This window comes from Gilvimarinus sp. F26214L, from assembly GCF_054401055.1.
Window position 1 is genome coordinate 1 of sequence record NZ_JBTIYG010000023.1, and the last position, 18,832, is coordinate 18,832.

Here is an 18,832-nt window from a genome sequence, read left to right on the forward strand (position 1 = left end):
TGTAGTAAGTCAGCCCGTTCTTTTCGTACAACTGCGAATTGGCAGTGCCTAGTGGTAAATCCATATGACAGTTAACGCTGCGCTAAAATGCGCTGCTTTTCAGGCGTCATTTTTGAGCGCCTTGTTAAGAGTTGGACTACCTAGTGCCAGCCATAGAACCCCAGCCGCTATGGCTAGTATGGATACCGGGGCGACCCAAAAGTAAACTTGCTGCCAAACACTGAACGCCCCTGTAGCGCCGAGAATCTGCCCCTCAGAACCTTGCACGTATTCTACAGAATCCGGCCCGCTGAAAGCTGCCATTGCGTTTGTGAACATAGCTACCGCGGACGACGCTCCTATGAGCAATGACGGCCCCAAGTGGCCGCGCCGCACAAGAACTACAGAACTAACGATGAACAACCCGAATGCGAGTAGTGGTCCATAGATGCTCAAGTAAAAGTCGACCATGCAAAACTCTTAACAGTTTAATCATTGGCGTGATGCTCATATTTACATGATGAAGATCCACGCTCAAGTGGACTTCGTCAGGCAAAACGAAAGTTATTGTAATTCAACGGGCTGAGCGATGTTCTTCAAGTCATGTCTGCCGTAAATATGAGCGAAAATCATCGCATCCGTAATACTCATGCGCGTAGCGGAATGATTAATGTCCTGAGATTTCAGTAGCTTACATTGAATCCAGTAATACTGGACAAAATGTCGATGAAAAACGGTTGACAGGGGATGAACCCCTTGAGTACAACTGTACGTATAACCAGATAACTTCAGGATGGGACATCAATGGACGATATCCGAATTCCGCTACCCGCCAGGCCCAAGCGCTTTCTGGATCAGGTGCGCTTGCATATGCGCGAAGCCGGGCTGGCCTATACAACCGAAAAGACCTATATCCTTTGGATGCGGCGCTTTATCAACTTCCATGGTCAACGGCATCCTCGATCGTTAGATAAGGAAAAAGTAGTAGATTTTCTTTCCTTTCTCTCCGTGCAGCGGCAGTGCTCGGTGAATACTCAACGGACCGCACTGAACGCGCTGAGCTACCTCTATAACCGGTTTCTCGGCGTGGACATCGCCGATCTGGATTTCGCTTTTGCTCGCGTACACCGGCGCTTGCCGGTGGTTTACAGCCGTGACGAGGTTGATCGCATACTGGCGGAGCTGAGGTCCCCTTATCGTTTGCTCGCGGGGCTGATGTACGGCAGCGGACTTCGGCAGGCGGAATGCCTGTCGCTGCGGGTGAAGGATGTTGATTTTTCCAGCGGGAATATTCTGGTGCGCAGTGGCAAGGGCGGCAAGGATCGCTCGACGGTTTTGCCATCGAGCATGAAGGCTCCCTTGAAGGAGCAGATCGCGGCAGTGGCTACCTTGCACCGGAAGGATTTGTCGGACGGCTTTGGCGAGGTTTACATGCCGGATGCGCTCAATCGCAAATACCCCTCGGCGGCCCGGGAGCTCGCGTGGCAGTTTGTTTTTCCTTCAACGCGCGTTGGCATGGACCCGCGCACAGGGGTGCTACGGCGGCACCATATGCACCCGACAGGTTTGACGCGTGCGGTTCGCGCAGCCGTGATGCGGGCGGGCGTGGATAAGCCGGCCCGGTGTCACAGTTTCCGCCACAGCTTCGCGACTCACCTGTTGGAGGCGGGCTACGACATTCGCACGATTCAGGAATTGCTGGGCCACTCGGACATCAGCACCACGGAGATCTGTCTGCACGTGGTCAACCGAGGAGGCCGGGGGATTATCAGCCCGGTGGATCGGGTGGGGACCGTGGCGGTCTAGGATCTCTGCCGTGCTCGGATCCAGTTCAACGCGCTGACCGCTCCCAGCACCACGACCAGGCCGGAGATCAGGTTGTTCCACATCACTAACTGGTCCTCGGCAACCCCGAGAACGAAACTGGACAGCAGCAGCCAGGCGCCGATGGCAAGGCTGACCCATTCCTGCCAGGTTGCGGGGCGGGTCAGGGCGACGATGTTGACGGCTACGAGGACAGCACCGGTGAGGTAGGCGTTCACGGCGGGGGTACTGCCGTAGCCGGCTGCGAATGCCAATAACAGAGGTGAGACAAGCAGCCAGAATCCCATCAGCAAATGCATCCAGCTCTGCCAGCGCCTGGTCATGGGTTGCTCCTCTTATTTGCTAACAAAATTTGATCGCGACCGAGTTTGTTTGTTACCGCATCAACGAGCTATCTGTTGTTTCCAGGTTGATGCCATTGATATCCGCACGCGCGACCAGCAATTCCACATACTGACTCGCGGCGCGGCGATAGACGCTCTCGCGCAGGTAGTCGCGAATGAGCGGCTCGGCTTCGTGGAATTCGAGCGGCTTCCCGTCACGGCGCGCCTCTAGGTAGACCACGTGGCAACCGTAGCGTGTGGACACGGGTGTGCGCCGCAGCGTGGCGGGGCTCATTCGCTCTACCGCTTTTTCAAACTCGGGAACTGTCTGCCCCCGGCGAATCCAGCCGAGACTGCCGCCCTGCTCCCGCGATGGACAGGCGGAGAACCGGGCGGCAAATTCAGCAAAGCGTGCCCGGTCCTGATCCAGTTTTTCGATGATGTCTCGTGCGCTGGCCTCGGCTCGGTCGCGGCCCGGGGCGTCGTCGGGCGCGGCTGCGAGCAGTATGTGGGACACGAGATATTCGCCGGGTTTACGAATCTCGGCGCGATTTTTTTCATAGAAGCGGCGGCACTGATGTTGGTCCGGTTCGGGCGTGGCCACTTCCCGCTCCAGTAGCTGGCGGATGCGCGCTTCGTCTTCGGTTTCGTCGGGCTGTATTTGAGGAGCAATCTTCAGACGACCCGCCTCCTGTAGCAGCAGGGCACGAATGGTCAGGGCGCGTGCGGCATTGAAACGGGCCTCTTCCAGGCTGCGGGCCGGGTGGTACTGCATCTCCCGCAGGACGTCCTCGCTGCCGATAGTTTCGCCGTTTACCTCGATGGTACCTTCGATGCGTTCAGCCGCGCTGAGGTCGCCCCGGCTGTCCGAATAGATGAGGTCACTGCGCGCTGTCATCGCAGCCGCACCACTTGGTAGGAGCGGCGCAGGTAGACCCAGGGCCAGCTCCAGATATGGACCAATCGGCTGAAAGGAAAGAGTGTGAACATCAACAGCCCCAAGAGAATATGAATCTTGTACACCCAGGGGACGTTGACCAGGAAGGTCCAGGCCTGGCCCTGAAAGGTGACGATGTGCTGGGCCCATCCGGCGAGCGCCAGCATCACTGATCCTTCCAGGTGGTGGCGCGAGGTGTAGATGGTCATGAAGCCGGTGAGCAATTGAAGAAACAGCAGAATAAGAATGGCCGTATCCATCCGCGAACTGTTGGCCCGTACCGCGGGTACGAATAGCCTGCGCCACAACAGAACGGATATACCCGCGAGGCAGAGCAGGCCGAAGATGCCACCCACCACCATGGCCAGAATCTGCTTCGCCCCCGCGCTCAGGCCGAACGCCTCGTAAACCTGATGGGGAGTAAGCAGGCCCACCAGGTGCCCCATGAAAAGGGTGAGAATACCCAGGTGAAACAGAATGTTCCCCGTGCGGTAGGCGCGGGTGTTGTGGAGGATCTGACTGGACATGGTCCGCCACGTGTACTGGCCCCGTTCGTAGCGCAGTATGCTCCCCAGAATAAAGATGGTGCCGGCCAGGTAGGGGCCGACACCGAACAGCAGTTGATGGAGATATTCCATGGCCGGAGCCTCTCTGATGTTTCCGTTCCGAAAAGCCGAAATAAAGGTCTGTCGCCAGCTCAGGTCCGCGCGGACGCGTCCACCCAGCGCAGCGGTTCCGCCGCTTGGTTGCCTCCCGCGCCGCTCACGGTGGTTCCCGCCGTATGCCGGCCGGACAGCGCGGATTGCTCCTCAAAGGTAATGGCCTCTTCTTCCCAGACTTTGTCGATATTGGTTAACGCCTCGTCGGGCCCCTCTTCGGCCACTTGCCGGCGCAGGGCCTGGGCCTCCTCAGCCGGGCCGGCAATGGCCTCCAGCGCGGTAAACACCGCTTCGTAGGGGGAGGCTCTGGCGGACAACCGGGCGCCGAGCAAGGTCAGCACGGGCATGCATTCCGACAACAGCAGTCGTGCTTCCTCAAGAGGTTGGCGGCTGGCGAACTCCAGCACCAACGGCAGAAAGTCAGGCAGCTCCGGCGCGCTAAGCTCCAGGCCGGCGCTCCGGTACTGCTCCATGAGGGCGATCATGGCGGGGCCGCGGTCGCGGGATTCGCCATGGGTGTGCTCAAAAATGTGCAGGGAGAGTTTGCGCCCGCGGTCAAAGAGCTGCACGTATTCCTCCTGGGTTGCCAGAAGGGATCTGGATTGCAAGTGATCCACCAGATTGGCGACCGCCGATAACGGCTCACCCCTCAATACACGTTCAGCCTCCAGGACTGACACAATCTCCGGCAGAGCCGCGCGTCTTTCCTCAGTGGGATAGTCAATCAGTATCGAGAGGGCCTTGAACGTCAGCATGCAAATTTCCGTCTGGTCTTTTTGGTGGCTTCCTGGGTCGGCGTATGGTTTGCGTTTACTCCCTTCTCTCATCGGCCGTTTGCCCGCGACCTTCTTTCGTATAGGGCTCACGGTCGGCACGGATGGGGAAGTATTTACGCACCCCTGTGGCCTTGCCGCCGAAGATGTCCGCGTCCGTTGAATCACCGCCGCCGCAACCGGATCCAAAGGTGAACCCGCAGGCACCCCGTTCTGTAATCGCGTCGTAAATCTGGGTTGAATACTCACGTTTGCTGGTGGGAATGTGAAACCGGTCTTCGAAGTCCCCCAGGGCCATGTAGCGATACATTTCTTCCACCTGCTCCTGGCTGAGCCCGACCCGGTCGAGAACCTCTGTATTGAGCTTGCCCTCAACATGCTTGTCGCGCATGTAGCAGCGCAGTGCCAGCATGCGCTCCAGCGCGCGCACGATGGGCCGCTCGTCGCCGGCAGTAAGCAGGTTGGCCAGATAGCGCATGGGAATGCGCAGGGATTGCACGTCGGGGAAGATGCCGTTCATCCCCACCTTGCCGGCGTCCGCCGCGGCCTGAATGGGCGACAGGGGCGGGATGTACCAGACCATGGGCAGAGTGCGGTACTCCGGATGGAGGGGAAAGGCCACACGCCATTCCACGGCCATCTTGTACACCGGCGAGCGCTGGGCGGCATCCAGCCAGTTTTCAGGTATACCCTGGCGGCGCGCCTCGGCGATGACCTCGGGATCATGTGGATCGAGAAAGATGCCCAGTTGCGCTTCGTAAAGGTCCTGCTCGTTCTCCACGCTGGCCGCTTCCTCGATCCGGTCGGCGTCGTACAGGATCACGCTCAGATAGCGGATACGCCCCACACAGGTTTCCGAACAGACGGTCGGCTGGCCTGTTTCGATGCGCGGGTAGCAGAAGATGCATTTCTCCGATTTTCCGGACTTCCAGTTGTAGTAGATCTTCTTGTAGGGACAACCGGACACGCACATGCGCCAGCCGCGGCACATCTCCTGGTCGATCAATACGATCCCGTCTTCCTCCCGCTTGTACAGCGCACCGGAGGGACAGGACGCGACACAGGACGGGTTGAGGCAGTGCTCGCACAAGCGCGGCAGGTACATCATGAAGGTGTTTTCGAACTGGCCGTAGATCTCCTGCTCCACGCCCTCGAAGTTGTAGTCCTTCGAGCGCTTGGCAAATTCGGTGCCCAGGTCGTCTTCCCAGTTGGCTCCCCATTCGACTTTATCCAGCAGCTTTCCGGTCAGCAGCGAATAGGGGCGGGCCTGGGGCAGTGTCTTCGACTCGCGAGCTGTTTGCAGGGTGCCATAGTCGTAGTCGAACGGCTCGTAGTAGTCCTGTATGGAGGGCATGTCCGGGTTGGAGAACAGATTGGCGATCACCCGCCACTTGCCGCCGATGCGGGGCAGGATCCGGCCATCCTCGTGCCGGCGCCAGCCGCCATTCCAGCGGCGCTGGTTCTCCCACTCCTTGGGGTAGCCGACGCCGGGTTTGGTCTCCACGTTGTTGTACCAGGCATACTCGATGCCTTCGCGACTGGTCCAGACGTTTTTGCAGGTGATGGAGCAGGTGTGACAGCCGATGCACTTGTCGAGGTTCAGCACCTTGCCGATCTGGGCGCGGATTCGCATCAGTCTTCCCCCTCCATCTTTTTCAGAATGTGCTGGGGCGCTCCGCCCAGCCAGTCCACCTGATCCATGCGGCGGACGATTACAAACTCGTCACGATTGGAGCCTACGGTGCCGTAGTAGTTGAAGGCATAAGCAAGCTGCGCATAGCCGCCAATCATATGGGTTGGCTTGAGCACGACCCGCGTCACGGAGTTGTGAATGCCACCGCGGCGGCCCGTCATTTCCGACCCGGGTGTGTGAACAATGCGTTCCTGGCCGTGGTACATGAACACCAGCCCTGGCGGCACACGCTGGGAGACAATGGCCCGCGCGGTGATTGCACCGTTGATGTTGTAGGCCTCGATCCAGTCGTTGTCTTCAATTTCCGCCTTCTGGGCGTCCACCTCACTCATCCAGATGACCGGACCACCGCGGGCGAGCGTGAGCATGATGAGATTGTCGCTGTAGGTGGAGTGAATGCCCCACTTCTGGTGCGGTGTATTGAAGCTGAGCACCAGCTCCGGGTTGCCGTTGGGATGGTGGCCTTCGATGGGTTTGATGGTCTTGGTGTTGACCGGTGGTTTGTAAACACACAGCTCCTCGCCGAACGCGCGCATCCACGGGTGGTCCTGGTAAAACTGCTGGCGACCGGTCAGGGTCCGCCAGGGGATCAACTCATGAACGTTGGTGTAGCCGGCGGTATAGGAGACGTGCTCCGACTCGATGCCGCTCCAGGTGGGCGAGGTGAGGATCTTGCGCGGCTGGGCCAGCAGGTCGCGAAAGCGGATCTTCTCGTGCTCACTGGCGCTTACCAGGTGGGTGTGGTCCCGGCCGGTGCTCTTCGACAGAGCGGACCAGGCTTTTACTGCCACTTCGCCGTTGGTTTCCGGGGCGAGCATCAGTATTGTCTCGCAGGCATCAATGGCGCTGTCGATGCGCGGACGGCCGTGACTCACGCCCTCTTCGCTGACCCTTCTGTTGAGCTCCGCGAGCGCGGCCACCTCCTTTTTGGTGTCCCACTTGATGCCCTTGCTGGCGTTGCCGTTTTCCTCCAGACGCGGCCCCAGGGAGGTGAACATGCGGTAGGTGTTCGGGTAGTCCCGTTCCACCACGGACAGAAACGGCATGGTTTTCCCCGGTACCGGGTCACAGTCGCCGCGCTTCCAGTCCCGCACGTCCAGCGCCTGGCCCAGTTCCGCCGGGGAGTCGTGTTGCAGGGGCACGCTCACCAGATCTTGTTCCACCCCCAGGTGGCCGACGGACAATTCGGAAAACTTTTTTGCAATGCATTTATAGATGTCCCAGTCCGAACGGGACTCCCAGGCCGGGTCCACCGCTTTCGAGAGCGGGTGGATAAACGGATGCATGTCGCTGGTGTTCAGGTCGTCCTTTTCGTACCAGGTGGCCGTGGGCAGCACCACGTCGGAATACATGCAGGTTGTGGACATGCGAAAGTCCAGGGTCACCAGCAGGTCCAGCTTTCCTTCCACCGCCGGGTCCCGCCACTGCACCTCTTCGGGCTTGTCCCCCATCTCGTCCTTGCCCAGGTCCAGCCCCAGCACGCCGTGCTGGTTCTCGGCACCCAGCAGATACTTCAGGAAGTATTCCTTGCCCTTGCCGGACGCGCCCAGCACGTTGGCCCGCCAGATGAACAGGTTGCGGGGGTAGTTGTTGGGCCCGTCCGGATCTTCACTGGCAAAGGCGAGCTGCCCTTCCTTCAGGCTGTCCACCACGAAAGCACCGGGGTCCTTGCCGGCGGCCTCCGCCTCACGCGTCAGGTGCAGTGGGTTGCGGGAAAACTGTGGCGAGCTGGGGAGCCAGCCCATGCGCTCGGCCCGCACGTTGAAGTCGATCATGTGGCCCGTGTACTGGGCGGGGTTTGCCAGAGGCGAGAGAATCTCGTTCACGCCAAGCTTTTCATAGCGCCACTGATTGGTGTGCAAATAAAAATAGGATGTGCCGTTCATTTGTCGTGGGGGCTGGAGCCAATCGCCCGCAAAGGCCAGGGGCGACCAGCCGCTCTGGGGCCGGAGCTTTTCCTGGCCCACATAATGGGCCCACCCGCCACCGGGCTTGCCGATGCAACCGCACAGCATGAGCATGTTGATCACGCCGCGGTAGGTCATGTCCATGTGGTACCAGTGATTGACCCCGGCACCGATAATTACCATGGCGGCCCCTTCGGTTTTGTGGGCCGTCTCCGCGAACTGGCGCGCGACGGTAATGACGCGGTCGCGCGGCACTCCGGTAATCCGCTCCTGCCAGGCGGGAGTACAGGGCACATCGTCGTCAAAACTTTTCGCCACGTTGGTCCCGCCCAGGCCGCGATCCACACCGTAGTTGGCGCAGGTGAGGTCAAAGACCGTGGTCACCAGGACATCCTCGCCGCTGGCCAGGCGCAGCCTGCGTGCGGGTACGTTGCGCTCGAGAATTTCCGGATGGTCCGTATGGGACCAATGGGGGTTGGCACCGCGAGCGCCGCCGAAATAAGGGAAGGCAACGCTGGCCACATCGTCGGCGGTGCCTGCGAAGGAAAGCTGCAGACGTACATCCCGGCCGTCCGCTTCGTTCTTCTGTTCAAGATTCCACTTGCCGGCATCCGCTCCCCAGCGAAAGCCGATGCTGCCGTGAGGCACAACCACGGAGTCGCCAACTTCGTCCCAGGCGAGGGTTTTCCACTCGGGGTTATTGGCGCTGGGTTTCAACTCCGCGGCCAGGTCGCTGGCACGCAAGGTTCGCCCGGCAACAAGGCGCCCCTGGCTCTGCTCCAGGCGCACCAGCACGGGCATATCCGTATAGCGGCGCAGGTAATCTTCAAAGTATTCGCTGCGGCCATCGATGTACCACTCCCTGAGAATGACATGGCCCATGGCCAGTGCCAGCGCGGCATCGGTGCCCTCTTTCGGGTGCAGCCAGAGGTCACCGAACTTCGCGGCTTCCGAATAATCCGGGCTGATGGTGACCGTCTTGGTGCCGCGATAACGAACCTCCGTCATGAAGTGCGCATCGGGCGATCGCGTTTGCGGAACGTTGGAGCCCCACATGATGATGAAGCTTGCGCTGAACCAGTCGGCGGATTCCGGTACGTCGGTCTGCTCTCCCCAGGTCTGGGGCGAGCTGGGAGGCAGGTCGCAGTACCAGTCGTAAAAGCTGATGCAGGTACCGCCGATCAGCGACAGGTAACGGGTGCCCGCAGCGTAGGACACCATGGACATGGCGGGGATGGGCGAGAACCCGGCCACGCGATCGGGCCCGCAGGTTTTGATGGTGTAGATGTTGGCGGCGGCTATCAGCTCCGTTACTTCGTCCCAATTGGAGCGCACAAAGCCGCCCATGCCGCGACGCTTCTTGTAGGACCTGGCCTTCTCCGCATCTTCCACAATGGATGCCCAGGCGTCCACCGGGTCCTTGTGAACGGCGCGGGCCTCCTGCCACAGACGCAGCAGATGGCCGCGAACCATCGGATATTTGAGGCGATTGGCGCTGTACAGATACCAGGAGTAACTGGCGCCGCGCGGGCAGCCGCGCGGTTCATGATTCGGAATGCCGGGGCGGGTGCGGGGATAGTCGGTCTGCTGGATTTCCCAGGTCACCAGACCATTCTTTACGTAGATCTTCCAACTGCAGGAGCCCGTGCAGTTCACTCCATGGGTGGAGCGCACGATCTTGTCATTCTGTTGACGCAGGCGGTAGGAGTTTTCCCAGCTCCGGTCATCGCGAGTGTCGATACCGTGCTTCCCGGAAAAGTTTGCTTTCTCCTGTCGGAAGTAGGCCAAGCGGTTCAGTATCTGACTCATCGGGCTCCATCCTGGCATCGAGTGTTGTCCAATAGCTGGGACCGAGGCAAGGTTTACACCACCGGGGCCAAAAAATTTTCGAACACCAGCCCAGGGGCAACAGCGAAACAGGTGTCGTCAGAGAGGGAATGACGCGTCCTGACTCATGGAGCCATGGATTTTTTAACATCCGCATTGCAAACGCTACAACGCAAAACCGGCCGCGACAACTCAGCCCGCTGACAAATGCAGTGGCGCGCCCTGCCGATCGAAAACAAGATAGCTGCCGATCCGCCCACCGCGAACCGCATCAAGCATCGCCTCCCCTGCCTCGAAAACAACCTCCGGTGTCGGTGAATTCTCCCGCGTGCCGGACAGAGCGGCCACAAACACCGCGTGCCAGTCGCCCGCGAACTGGTCGGCCTGCCGGGCCAGGTGGGTAAAACTATTCAGCGCGCGGGCCGGACTATCGAGGATGGCAAGTGGCGCCAGGTGCCCGCCTTCGCCCGCGGCGAAGCGCTGCGCCTGGTCCGCTGTGTGATCGTCCGGCAGTTCCCGGCGCGCCAGAACCAGCAGCAAGTGCTCACCGGGACTCTGTTGGCGCGCGATTCCGAGGAAGTCATCGAAGTGTTCCAACTCGTAGTATTGCGTCATCCAGCGGTCCACCTTCCCAATGGTCGTCCAACTTCGGTGGGTGGCATCAACTGAGCGCTTTGAGGTCCCACCGCGCGGGTTGCGTTTGAACTCAAGCGACCGATGATCCGCGAGGGTGTTCCTTTCACTCGTCCCTTCGGCCGGCCTCCGGGAGGGTTTGCCAGATTTCGCCATGATTCGCCGGCGCTTTGCCGCGTGCCGGCCCGGCGATTCCATTCCCCGCCTCCACAATCACCCGCGTTTCCCCACGGACCGGAAGGTGATTCATGACAGCGATCGAACACATCCAACTTTACTGGCGGGCCTACCTGCTGAACGCCCTGTTTATCGCCCTGCTGTTAACCACCCACACTCTCGCCTACGGCGACAGCGTCGCCGGCGATGTGGGGAGCGGCACGCTTCGCCTGCACGGCACGGAGGGCGGTGGTGGGGCGCGACTGAAGTCCACCGACGTGGACGTTCAGGTGAACGGCATGCTCGCGCGGGTGGTCGTGCGGCAGGCCTTTGAGAATACCGCAAGCGATTGGGCGGAAGGGGAGTATGTATTTCCGTTGCCGGAGAACAGCGCCGTGGACTACATGGCCATGACCATCGGCGAGCGCCACATCGTTGGCCGGATCCGGGAACGGCAGGCAGCCCGGGCGGCCTATGCACAAGCCAGGAAGGCCGGCAAAAAGGCAAGCCTCATCTCCCAGCAACGTCCCAACCTGTTTACCAGTCGCGTCGCCAACATTGCCCCGGGAGAAACCATCGAGATTGAGCTCCACTATCTGCAGGACATTGAGTACGACCAGGGACGCTTCAGCCTGCGGGTTCCCACTACCCTCACGCCGCGCTACATTCCCGGGCGGATTCTTCAGCGCGCCGCCAGTCCCGACGATGGAATGGTGGACTATTCCGCGGGTAGCGGCTGGGCCCGGCCCACCGACCAGGTGCCCGACGCCCACAACATTACTCCGCCCATGGTGCCCGCCTCACAAGCTGCGCCTTTGCGCTTGCGCGCCGAGATCAACGCGGGCATTCCCCTGGCGAAGCTTCGCAGCGTCCACCACCCGGCCCGGATCGAAACCCGAAACGGTTCGTCCGTTGTGGAACTGGACCGGGGAGCGAAGCTGGACCGCGACACAGTGCTGGAATGGGAGCCGGCTGGCGGCGCTGCGCCCATGGCGGCAGCGCTGTCCGAGAAGCTTGGAGAACATCACTACCTGTTCCTGATGCTGCTTCCGCCTCAGCTTGTGGCCACCGGCTCAATCCTGCCGCGGGAGACGATCTTTATCGTCGACACCTCTGGCTCCATGGCCGGCAACTCCATCGCCCAGGCCAAAAGCGCCCTGCTGGAGGCGCTCGCGCAACTCAAGCCCTCCGATCGATTCAACCTGGTGGAATTCAACAGCCACACCCACGCGTTGTGGTCCGGGACCCGCACCGCGGACCCCGCCAACCTGAACGAAGCCGCGCTGTTTGTCGAGCGCCTGCAAGCCAATGGCGGGACAGAAATGCGACCGGCTCTGGACCTGGCTCTCTCGACGGAGGAGCGCAGCGGCTACGTGCAGCAGGTGGTTTTTGTAACTGACGGCAGCGTGGGCAATGAAGGGGAACTGTTTGAACTGATTCGCCGCAAGGCCGGTGGCAAACGGCTGTTTACCATGGGCATCGGTTCCGCGCCCAACAGCCACTTCATGCGCGAAGCTGCACTTGCGGGCCGCGGAAGCTTCACCTACATCGGCAGTCAGGAGCAGGTTGAAAGGGCCATGCTGGACCTCTTCCACAAGCTGCAAAACCCCTTGATTACCGACCTTCAGGTGGACTTCCAGGGTGCCGAAGTGGATTTCTTCCCGCGCGCGTTGCCAGACCTCTATGCAGGCGAACCGCTGACAATGGCAGTGCGCGTTACGGGACCTCCGCCCGTGCAGATTACCCTCTCCGGCCAGCAACAAGGGCGCACGTTCAGCCGGCAAGTGCTGGTTCCGCCCCGGGCCACCGGCAAGGACCTGAGCAAGCTCTGGGCGCGCCGCCACCTGCAGGAGCTGGAAAGCGAAGCCCGGCGCAGCGGCAATACGCAGAACGCGGATATAAAAACGCGGATCACCCAACTCGCGTTACAGCACCAGTTGATGTCCCGCTTTACGAGCTTTGTGGCCATCGAAGAGAATCCGATCCGCCCCGCGGGCGCACCGCTGCGGCACCGCGCCGTCCCCAATGCCATGCCCGCGGGCAATACCATGGCGATTCCCGTTCCGGCCGGTGCGCTGGGGGTCGGCCAGATGTGGCTTATTGCGGCGCTGGCGCTGGCCGGCATTCTCGGCCTGCAGATACCGCTGCGAAAAAAGGTCTGTAGCCATGCTTAGCTTGTTGCCATCCACTTATCGGCGCGCCCTGTTAGTGCTCCTGATTCTGCTCGCCGCAGTAAGCGGCGGTCAGGCCCTGTACCTGAGCGGAAAGGCCTGGCTCGCCCAACAGCTTCTGCATTCGGCATGGAAGGACAGTGAGGCCCGGGCGCAGCCGGTCAAACCCTGGCCGTGGGCCGACGTGCACCCGGCCGGCTTGCTGACAGTGGACCGGCTGGGCATTGAACAGATCGTGCTGAGCGATCACAGCGGCGAAGCCCTCGCCTTCGGTCCCGGCGCGGCCCAGGCCGGCGACGCCCTTGTGCTTGCCGGGCACCGGGACAGCCACTTCGCCTTTCTTCGTAACCTGCAACCGGGCGACCGCATCAAGTGGCAAGCGCGCGATCAGAGTTCCGAGGAATACCGCGTAACCTCCATGGAAGTACTCGATATCCGCGTTCAGGAGCAAATAGTTCCGGACCCCAACACCCTCCTGCTGATCACCTGCTATCCCTTCGATACACTCAGCGCAGGAGGGCCGCTGCGCTTTGCGGTGGTTGCGCAAAAAATCTCTCGCCTGTGAGCACCGCCAGCCACCCAGGCTGTCCGACACCGCTATTCTTGACCACTCCCTCTTCGAGCACCTCCATGTCCACCGAGCCAAACCACCGTGCCCCAAGCACCAGAGAACCGGAACCGTCCGTGCGGCCCGCTGAGCGCAGCAAATAAGTGTACGAGTGCACGGTAAGGCAAGATTTCCCAAAACTCCCGTTCATGCGATTACCTGGCAGGTAATTGCCGGCGGTGGTTGGAGTCGCTACGGTGCTGCGGCAACCAGCAACAGCGTAGGAGCCACCGCCGCGATGCCATCCTCCGATGAGCCTCCAGCCTTTCGCCCCCAATTTGCGCTGGCCGTGCTATTGGCCGGCACTTTCGTCGTCACGCTCGACTTCTTCATCGTTGCCGTGGCGATACCTTCGATGCAGGCGACGCTGCACGCCGGCGATGCCGCCATGCAGTGGGTGGTGGCCGGCTACGGGCTTACCTTCGCCGTAAGCCTGATCACTTCGGGACGCCTGGGCGACATGTTGGGCCGACGGCGCATGTTTGGGGTCGGCGTACTCCTCTTTACCGCCGCATCTCTGGCGTGCGGCATCGCGCCTGGGGTCGAGGTCCTGATCGCCGCTCGTGTCGCGCAGGGGCTCGGCGCGGCAGCGGTCACGCCCCAGGTGCTGAGTATGCTCAACACGCTTTACGTCGGGCCGGTGCGGGCCAAGGCGTTTGCCTGGTACGGCCTGGTGCTCGGCGGCGCGGCGACTGCCGGACAACTGATCGGCGGCGGGCTGATCGAGAGCGATCTGTTTGGCCTGAGCTGGCGGCTGTGCTTCTTGATCAATCTGCCGGTCGGGATCATGGTTCTTGCCACTCTGACGCGGGCGGTTCCCTACACGCCGCCGGGCGTGACAACCCGGCTCGACCTGCCGGCGACGCTGCTGCTCAGCGGCGGGCTGCTGGGCCTGCTCTGGCCGCTAATTGAAGGCCGCCAGTCGGGTTGGCCGGCCTCGGTCTGGCTAACGGCCGCTGCCGCAGCGCTGCTGCTTATGCTACTGACCGCACACCAGCGGGCGAGAACGACACGGGGGCGGGACACGTTGCTGCCGCCGGGCCTGTTCCTGGAACGCCGGTTTTCGCTCGGTCTGTTGGCGGCGCTGGCATTCTACAGCACCAATGCGTCGTTCTATTTCGTCCTTGCCGTGTACCTGCAGCTCGGTCGCGGGCTCGACGCGCTGACCGGTGGGCTGGTGTTTTCCGTACTGACGGCCGGCTTCTTCGTGACGTCGCTGCTGGTGCCGCGGCTGTCGCAACGTTGGGGCGGACTGGTTCTGCCGATGGGTGGCATGGCACTCGTTGTCGGCCACCTGCTGCAGTGGGCGCTCCTGACCCAAAGCGAACGGCCGGCTGCATTCGCGCAGTTGATTCCGCTCCTGCTTGTCGAGGGGGCAGGCATCGGATTGATTATGGCGCCGTTGACTGCGACTACCCTGGCGAGCGCGCCGACGGCATATGCCGGCGCGGCATCGGGTGTGTTCGGCACCACCCAGTGGATCGGCAATTCCCTCGGCGTCGCGCTGATCGGGATCCCGTTCTACGGTGCGCTGGAGAGCGGCCGCTACGCATCGACCGCCTACCAGGACGCGCTCGCCGCCGGCTTGCTGTATCTGGTCGGCCTGACGCTGCTGTTTCTCGCCGTCGCCCTCTGGCTTGCACGGCACGCGCAAACACCTGCCGACGCTACGGCGGTGCCCGGTCGGCTTGCTGACAATGGACAGGTCCAGGATTGAGCAGATCGTGCTAGCGGCGAAGCCCTCGCCTTCTCCCGGCGCCGCCTAGGCCGGAGAGGCCCTTTTGCTCGCCAGACACCGCGACAGCCTCTTCGCCTTTCACCCAAGCTGTCCGACACCTGCTATTCTTGACCATTCCCTCTTTGAGCACCCCCATGCCCACCGATCCAAACCACGCGCGTGCCTCGAGCACCAGAGAACCGGAACCCGTCCGTGCGGAATCGGCCCGGTCGGGTATCTCCATTCGCCCTGTGCACATTGAGGACCTGCCCGGCCTGCTCGCACTAGAGCTGGCGAGCTTCTCCTCGGATCGACTCAACCGCCGCCGGATGAAGCACTGGATCCAGGCGCCGAACCGCGTCTTCCTGGTCGCCGAATCCGCAGGCGCATTGGTGGGATACGGCCTGGCGCTCTTGCACCGGGGCACCCGTCTCGCGCGCCTGTATTCAATCGCCGTTTCGAAACGGGCCCGGGGCCAGGGCGTGGGCAGAGCGCTGCTGCTGGAAGTGGAAGCGGACGCCGCAAAGCGGGGACGATTGTTCATGCGCCTTGAAGTGGCCCAGGACAACACCGGTGCCATCAACCTATACCAGTCCCTGGGTTATGCCGCCTTTGGAACCTACAGCGCCTATTACGAGGACCACCGCGATGCCCTGCGAATGCAGAAGCGCATCCGTCACGCTCCGGGCGACCTGATGTCCAAGCCCGTCCCCTGGTACCAGCAGACCACGGAATTCACCTGCGGCCCCGCAGCGGCGATGATGGCCATGGCCGCGCTGAACCCCGAGGTGACATTCAGCCGTGAATTGGAGCTGGACTTGTGGCGGGAGGCCACCACCATCTTCATGACCTCCGGGCACGGCGGCAGCCACCCGATCGGTCTCGCCCTGGCTGCAGCCCGCCGAGGCTTCGACGCGGAAGTCGTCATCAACCAGAAGGGCCCGCTATTTATGGAGAGCGTACGCAGCCCGGATAAAAAACAAGTGATCGCAGCCGTGCATCAGCAGTTTGTAAACAATGCGAAAACCGCCGGCATCCCAATCCGCTACCGGGATGTACGACAGCAGGACATACAGCGCTGGCTCAGCGAAGGCGCCCTCGTGCTGATGCTGATCAGTACCTACCGCATGGACTACAAAAAGGCCCCCCATTGGGTCACCGTGAGCGGCATCGACGAGCAATGCCTCTACGTCCACGACCCGGACCCAACCGAAGGCGAGCAGAACGAACTGGACTGCCAATACCTGCCCATCGCCCGCGACGACTTCGAAAAAATGTCATCGTTTGGCCGTGAGCGATTGAGAACTGCGGTGGTCATTCGACGAAAGTCGCCAACGGGTTGAGTGTTGGGTTACGGCTGCGCCTAACCCAACCTACGCACTGCCCATCGCCTTCGACGACATCAAAAAATGTCATCATTTGGCCGTGAGCGATTGAGAACTGCGGTGGTCATTCGACGAAAGTCGTTAACCGGTTGAGTGTTGGGTTACGGCTACGCCTAACCCAACCTACGTACTGCCCATCGCCTGTGACGACTTCAAAAAATGTCATCGTTTGGCCGTGAGCGATTGAGAACTGCGGTGGTCATTCGACGAAAGTCGCCAACGGGTTGAGTGTTGGGTTACGGCTGCGCCTAACCCAACCTACGCATTATCCAAACCCGCTTTCAGAACCAAACCCTGCACGGGGCTCTCGAGACGTGGGGGCGTCCGGCCCTGCCGCGACCTTCACCAGCAGGGATGCTGGTGAAGAGCCCCCAGGGATGGGTTCACGGCGTGTCGCGGCAGGGCCGGATGACCCCACGTCCTGGCACCAATCATCACCCCGCAACCTGACACAATCGATGACCCCATGCCTGGCACCATCCATCCCCCCGCGCGAACGGATCATACCTCGCCCTCAAACAATCCGATCAGCCCAGCTCAAACCAACCCAGGTCACCGCCCCCGATTCTCCAGACGACGCGCGAACTCACTCATAATCTGCATATAAAGTTCATCCCCGATAAACGCATCCTCGACACCGTGTTCCAGGCTGGGATTGTCATTCACCTCGATCACATAAACCTTATTGCCCTGCTGCTTGATATCGATCCCGTAAATACCATCGCCGATAATCCGCGCAGCCTTCAGAGCCGCATTCAACACCACGCGAGGCACCTCATAAGTCGGCAGCGTTTCCGACCCGCCGCTGCCGATGCGATCCGCACCGTGGTCGTAGATCTGCCAATGCCCCTTCGCCATATAATAGCGGCAGGCATAAAGCGGACGGTGGTTGAGAATACCGATTCGCCAATCAAACTCAGTGAAAAGAAACTCCTGCGCAATCACAAGGGCGGACTTGCTCAACAACTCGCCCAGAACCTCCCGCAACTGCTCACGACTCTCCGCCTTCGACACGCCCACCGAAAACGAACCGTTGGGAATCTTCAAAACCATCGGATAGCCAAAAAACTCCTCCAATGCATCCAGATCAGCCGGCTCCATGCTGGATACAATCCTGGTCTTGGGCGTGGGTACACCGCTGTAGGTAAATGCGTCCTGCAGAAAGACCTTATTGCAGCAGCGAAGAATGGAGGTAGGATCATCCATCACGACCAAACCTTCGATCTCCGCCTTGCGCGAAAAATGATATGTGTGATGATCGATGCCCGTGGTCTCCCGGATGAACAACGCATCGAACTCGCTCAAGCGCGCGTAATCAGCGGGGCCGATAAACTCCACATGGAACCCCACCTTCGTGGCCGCGCGCTCCATGCGCTTCAAAGCGCCCGAATCACTGGGTGGCAACTTCTCGTGCGGGTTGATCAGAATCGCCATATCCCAGCGACTGGCCTTGCGCTTGCGGGGGCTGCGCCACAGGCTCTGGGTAAATTTTTCCAGCGCCTCCACAAAGCGACCGGACTCCTCCGCATTCAGGTCCTCGAAGGCGAAAGGGTTGATCGAGCGGATCTGCCAGGAACCCTGCCAGACCAGCACCACCTCCAGAACCGGACACGGAAACCGCTCAAAAAGTTTGCGAGCCAAAAGCCTGAGCTCGCGCTTTTCGGTTTTGCCAAAGAAAACCTTGAAGCAAATATCCTCCCGGGAAGACTCATCACGGGCGAGCTTGTTGAGCTGCGCGAGCAACGTATTCACCTGCAAGAGGTAAAGCTGCTGGCTCCCGAGGTCGTTGAGGGTATTGACCGGCGGCAGGACCTTGTGACCCCGGGCTTCCGCCAGCAGGGAACAGTAGTAGCCCTTGCTGAGATAGCGGTCCGTGTTGCACAGGTTGATGATGCGCGTCTTCTTTTCACCCTTGATGGGGTGCTCTTTGAGGTAGGTGTCAAAGCTGATAACTGCATCGGCAGGAAATTCCGCGCGCCACGCGGACAGGTCGTCCAGGACGAGGTAGATATTCGACATCGGTCGGCAGGTACTCAAAAGGAAGCTGAGGGAAGGGAGGCGCAATATAGCACCCCGGACGGGAAGCGCAAATACACCGCGGCCCTGTTGGGTTACGCTTCGCTAACCCAACCTACACGCTCGGCGCCTGTCGCTCTTGCATTGCCAAACCGCAGCACCACTTGTAGGTTGGGTTAGGCCGACAGGCCGTAACCCAACAATTCCGGTCTCCTGTTGGGTTAC

13 protein-coding genes are annotated in these 18,832 nt (G+C 60.9%); 5 read left to right on the plus strand and 8 right to left on the minus strand.

The features are described 5' to 3' along the window. The first annotated feature begins 783 nt into the window (after positions 1–783). Entirely contained in the window at positions 784–1,785 is a 1,002-nt protein-coding gene (locus ACURWW_RS16780; RefSeq protein WP_445618297.1) for an integron integrase, read from the plus strand. On the opposite strand, the gene ACURWW_RS16785 is transcribed toward ACURWW_RS16780, so the two are convergent. From ACURWW_RS16785 to ACURWW_RS16815, 7 genes are all read right to left on the minus strand, one after another. After that, positions 1,782–2,126 carry an SPW repeat protein gene (locus ACURWW_RS16785; RefSeq protein ID WP_445618296.1) on the minus strand — a complete coding sequence of 115 codons (345 nt, stop codon included), beginning with the start codon at positions 2,124–2,126 and terminating at the stop codon, positions 1,782–1,784. The genes ACURWW_RS16780 and ACURWW_RS16785 overlap by 4 nt on opposite strands. 52 nt (positions 2,127–2,178) lie before the next feature. After that, a complete protein-coding gene (locus ACURWW_RS16790; RefSeq protein WP_445618295.1) occupies positions 2,179–3,024 on the minus strand; it encodes a peptidylprolyl isomerase in 846 nt (281 codons plus the stop codon). Beyond that, positions 3,021–3,701 carry a respiratory nitrate reductase subunit gamma gene (gene narI, locus ACURWW_RS16795; protein WP_445618294.1) on the minus strand — a complete coding sequence of 227 codons (681 nt, stop codon included), beginning with the start codon at positions 3,699–3,701 and terminating at the stop codon, positions 3,021–3,023. Before narI ends, ACURWW_RS16790 begins: the two co-directional genes overlap by 4 nt. Before the next feature lie 59 nt (positions 3,702–3,760). Beyond that, positions 3,761–4,477, minus strand: coding sequence for a nitrate reductase molybdenum cofactor assembly chaperone (gene narJ / locus ACURWW_RS16800; RefSeq protein ID WP_445618293.1), 717 nt, complete (start codon positions 4,475–4,477; stop codon positions 3,761–3,763). A gap of 55 nt (positions 4,478–4,532) precedes the next feature. Continuing rightward, positions 4,533–6,128, minus strand: coding sequence for a nitrate reductase subunit beta (gene narH, locus ACURWW_RS16805; RefSeq protein ID WP_445618292.1), 1,596 nt, complete (start codon positions 6,126–6,128; stop codon positions 4,533–4,535). Then, the gene (locus ACURWW_RS16810) at positions 6,128–9,904 is read right to left on the minus strand and encodes a nitrate reductase subunit alpha (RefSeq protein ID WP_445618291.1); all 3,777 of its coding nucleotides are present in this window, start codon (positions 9,902–9,904) and stop codon (positions 6,128–6,130) included. Before ACURWW_RS16810 ends, narH begins: the two co-directional genes overlap by 1 nt. Before the next feature lie 210 nt (positions 9,905–10,114). Next, a complete protein-coding gene (locus ACURWW_RS16815; protein ID WP_445618290.1) occupies positions 10,115–10,537 on the minus strand; it encodes a hypothetical protein in 423 nt (140 codons plus the stop codon). A gap of 266 nt (positions 10,538–10,803) precedes the next feature. Here ACURWW_RS16815 and ACURWW_RS16820 point away from each other — a divergent pair, with 266 nt between their 5' ends. From ACURWW_RS16820 to ACURWW_RS16835, 4 genes are all read left to right on the plus strand, one after another. Next, entirely contained in the window at positions 10,804–12,885 is a 2,082-nt protein-coding gene (locus ACURWW_RS16820; RefSeq protein ID WP_445618289.1) for a marine proteobacterial sortase target protein, read from the plus strand. Beyond that, on the plus strand, positions 12,878–13,447 hold the full coding sequence (locus ACURWW_RS16825) for a class GN sortase (protein ID WP_445618288.1): 570 nt from the start codon (positions 12,878–12,880) through the stop codon (positions 13,445–13,447). Before ACURWW_RS16820 ends, ACURWW_RS16825 begins: the two co-directional genes overlap by 8 nt. A 280-nt stretch (positions 13,448–13,727) precedes the next feature. After that, on the plus strand, positions 13,728–15,206 hold the full coding sequence (locus ACURWW_RS16830; RefSeq protein WP_445618287.1) for an MFS transporter: 1,479 nt from the start codon (positions 13,728–13,730) through the stop codon (positions 15,204–15,206). 155 nt (positions 15,207–15,361) lie between these two features. Continuing rightward, a complete protein-coding gene (locus ACURWW_RS16835) occupies positions 15,362–16,549 on the plus strand; it encodes a peptidase C39 family protein (protein WP_445618286.1) in 1,188 nt (395 codons plus the stop codon). Between the two features lie 594 nt (positions 16,550–17,143). On the opposite strand, the gene ACURWW_RS16840 is transcribed toward ACURWW_RS16835, so the two are convergent. Beyond that, positions 17,144–18,610, minus strand: a complete 1,467-nt coding sequence (locus ACURWW_RS16840) for a RimK family protein (protein WP_445618285.1) — start codon at positions 18,608–18,610, stop codon at positions 17,144–17,146. Positions 18,611–18,832: the final 222 nt, after the last annotated feature.